The sequence below is a fragment of the Streptomyces sp. CNQ329 genome (assembly GCF_000482585.1).
Window position 1 is genome coordinate 1 of the sequence record NZ_AXVU01000112.1, and the last position, 3997, is coordinate 3997.

General features: G+C 77.4%; 1 protein-coding gene. It reads left to right on the forward strand.

Annotation, left to right across the window (positions count from 1 at the left end; all coding sequences use genetic code 11):
- Positions 1-3997 (forward strand): SDR family NAD(P)-dependent oxidoreductase (locus I003_RS0129025; protein WP_027774661.1); only part of this gene is annotated, 3997 nt, incomplete at both ends.

Sequence of the window (3997 nt, forward strand, 5' to 3'; positions counted from 1 at the left end):
GGTGAGGCGGGGGCGGCTCGGGCGGTGGCGGAGGGTTTCCGGTCGCGTGAGCTGCATGTCAGCCATGCGTTTCACTCGCCGCACATGGACGGGATGCTGGATCCGTTCCGCGAGGTCGTCCGTACTCTCACCTTCCGCCCGCCGCGGATTCCTCTGGCGGGTGACGCGGGGCGGCTGGTGGATCCGGAGTACTGGGTGCGTCAGGTGCGTGAGCCGGTCCGGTTCGCCGACGCGGTCGATGCGCTGCGTGCAGCCGGTGTGACCACGTACGCCGAAATCGGCCCCGACGCCGCACTCACCACCCTCGCCGCGGAATGCCTCGACGGCACCGGCAGCCTGACCGTCCCCCTCCAGCGGCGTACCCGCGACCAGCGCCACACCCTCCTCACCGCCCTGGCCACCCTCCACACCCACCACGCCGCCACCCCCGACTGGTCCGTCGTCCTCCCCGAGGCCCGCCTCACCGACCTGCCCACCTACCCCTTCCAGCACAAGGACTACTGGCTCCCGCCGTTCGCCCCCGGTACGTCGCTCGCCGGTCGCGACGCCCACCCGTTCGTCGAGACCGCCACGCGCCCCGCCGACGGCGACCGGCTCGTCCTGACCGGTCGGCTCTCCCTCCGCACCCACCCCTGGCTCGCCGACCACACCGTCGCCGGGCGCGTCCTTCTCCCCGGCACCGCGTTCCTCGAAATGGCGCTGGCCGCGGGGGCGCGGCTGGACGGCGACGCCGCGACGGTCGTCGAGGAGTTGACGCTGCACGCGCCCCTCGACCTGCCGGCGACGGGGGCCGTGGAGATCCAGGTGCTGGTGGCGGAGGCCGACGCCGAGGGGCGGCGGGACGTGCGCGTCCACGCGCGCCCCGAGCCCGCGGGCATGGCACCCGGACCCTGGACGGAGCACGCCTCCGGCCGCCTCGCCGCCCCCGGCCCGACCGCCCCCGCCACCGCCGGCCCCGACCTGGCCGTCTGGCCCCCCGAGGGTGCGGAGCCGGTCGCGATGGACGGGCTGTATCCGGGGCTCGCGGACCTCGGGCTGTCCTACGGACCGGCGTTCACCGCGCTACGGGCCGCCTGGCGGCGCGGCGACGAGGTCTTCGCCGAGGTCGCGCTCCCCGAGGCGGCCGTCACCGACGCCGAACGCTTCGGCATCCACCCGGCGCTGCTCGACGCCGCCCTGCACGGCATCGGGCTCGGTCTCGGCCCGGGCCGGGAGCCGGACAGGGCCGGGCTGCCGTTCTCCTTCGGCGGGGTGCGGCTGGCGGCGGTCGCCGCCACCGCGGTACGGGTCCGGCTGGCCCCGGCCGGGCCGGACGCCGTCGCGGTCACGGTCGCCGACGCGCTCGGGCAGCCCGTCGCAACGATCGAGGCACTGGTGACCCGGCCGTTCGCCGCGGACCGGCTGGGGCGGCGGACCGACTCGCTGTACCGGCTGGACTGGACCCCGGTCGCCGCGGACGCCGAGGCACCGGGCGCGGACGCCACCGCCGGAACGGCCGAGACCGCCGCCATCGCCGAGATCACCGACATCGCCGACGTCGCCGCCCTGCCGGAGGTCCCCCCGGCTGTCGTCCTGCCCTTCGGCACGGCGGCCGACGCACCCGCCGCCCTCCACCGCGCCCTCGACGCCGTCCGCACCTGGCTGGCCGACGACCGGGCGACGGCGGCCGGTGCGCGGCTCGTCGTGCTGACGCGCGGTGCCGTCGCCGCCGGCCCCGGCGACGTACCCGACCTGGCGACGGCTCCCGTGTGGGGGCTGCTGCGCTCGGCCCAGTCGGAGGCGCCCGGCCGCTTCGTCCTCGTCGACCTGGACGACACCGACGACACGGACGACGAGCACGACACGGCACGTACCGTACGGCGGGCCCTCGCCGCCGGCGAGCCGCAACTCGCCCTGCGCGCCGGCCGCCTCACCGCGCCCCGGCTCGTACGGCACCGGCTCCCCGCACCGCCGCCCGCGGACCCGCGGCAGCCCGCCGCCCCGCGGTGGGACCCCGAAGGCACCGTGCTGATCACCGGTGGCACGGGCACCCTCGCCGGGCTCCTCGCCACCCACCTGGTCACCGAGCACGGCGTACGCCACCTGCTGCTCGCCGGCCGCAGCGGCCCGGCCGCCGCCGGCGCCCCCGCACTTCGCGACGAACTCACCGCCCTCGGCGCCACGGTCACCGTCGCCGCCTGCGACGTCGCCGACCGCGACGCCACCGCCCGGCTCCTCGACGGTATTCCCGCGGACCACCCGCTGACCGCCGTCGTCCACCTGGCGGGCGTCGTGGACGACGGGCTGCTCACCGGGCTCGCGCCCGAGCAGCTCGACCGCGTCCTCGCCCCCAAGGTGACGGGGGCGCTCAACCTCCACGAGCTGACGCTCGCCCGCGAACTGCCCCTCGACGCCTTCGTGCTCTTCTCCTCGGCCGCCGCCGTCCTCGGCGGCGCCGGCCAGGGCGCGTACGCGGGGGCGAACGCGCTTCTGGACGCCCTTGCCCGGCACCGGCGCGCCCAAGGGCTGCCGGCCGTCGCCCTCGGCTGGGGGCTGTGGGAGCGGGCCAGCGGCATGACCGCCGGTCTCGGGACGGCGGACCGGGCGCGCATGGCCAGGTCCGGGGTGGCGCCGCTGCCGGACGCCGAAGCGCTGGCGCTGTTCGACGCGGCGTGCGGTGCGTCCGCCGATGAGCCGGTGCTGCTGCCCGTGCGCCTGGACGCGGCCGCCCTCGCCGACGCCGACGCGCTGTCGCCCGTGCTGCGGGGGCTGGTCCGTACGCCCGGAAGGCGGGCGGCGTCGGCCGCGGCGCCCGGCGCGGCGGGCGGCGGGCTGCGGGAGCGGCTCGCCGCGCTGCCCGGCGCCGAGCGGGCGGCGGCGGCGCTGGACCTGGTGCGGACGCAGACCGCCACCGTGCTCGGGCACGAGTCGCCGGGGTCGGTGCCGGAGGCGCAGGCGTTCCGTGAGCTGGGCTTCGACTCGCTGATGGCCGTGGAGCTGCGCAACGGCCTCGCGCGCGCGACGGGGCTGCGGCTGCCCGCGACGCTGGTCTTCGACTATCCCCACCCCACGGCGCTGGCGGCGTTCCTGCTCGCCGAGTGCGGCCTCGGCGCGGAGCCGGGCGCGGACGCGGGTGCGCGTGCGTCGCGGGCGGCCGGGGCCGCGGCGGCGGACGACCCCATTGCGATCATCGGCATGGCCTGCCGCTACCCCGGGGGCGTCGGCTCACCGGAGGAGCTGTGGGAGCTGGTCGCGGCGGGCCGGGACGCGATCTCGGAGTTCCCGGCCGACCGGGGCTGGGACCCGGAGGAGCTGTACGACCCGGACCCCGACCGGGCGGGGCGTTCGTCGGTGTGGTCGGGCGGATTCCTGCACGGGGCGGCGGACTTCGACCCCGGGTTCTTCGGTCTGTCGCCGCGGGAGGCGCTGGCGATGGATCCGCAGCAGCGGTTGCTGCTGGAGACGAGCTGGGAGGCGTTCGAGCGGGCCGGCATCGACCCGTCGGCGGTGCGCGGCAGCCGCACCGGCGTCTTCACGGGCCTGATGTACCACGACTACGCGGCCCGGGTGCCGCGCCCGCCGGCGGAGCTGGAGCCGTACCTGGGCAACGGCAGCGCGGGCAGCGTGGCGACGGGCCGGGTGGCGTACACGTTCGGCCTCGAAGGCCCGGCGGTGACGGTGGACACGGCGTGTTCGTCGTCGCTGGTGGCGCTGCACCTGGCGGCGCAGTCGCTGCGGACCGGCGAGTGCGACATGGCGCTGGCGGGCGGGGTGACGGTGATGTCGGCGCTCCAGGCGTTCATCGAGTTCAGCCGCCAGCGGGCGCTGGCGCCGGACGGCCGGTGCAAGTCGTTCGCGGCGGCGGCGGACGGGACGGGGTGGGCCGAGGGTGTCGGCGTGCTGGTGCTGGAGCGGTTGTCGGTGGCGCGGGCCCAGGGGCACCGGGTGCTGGCGGTCGTCCGCGGCACGGCGATCAACCAGGACGGCGCGAGCAACGGGCTGACCGCACCCAACGGCC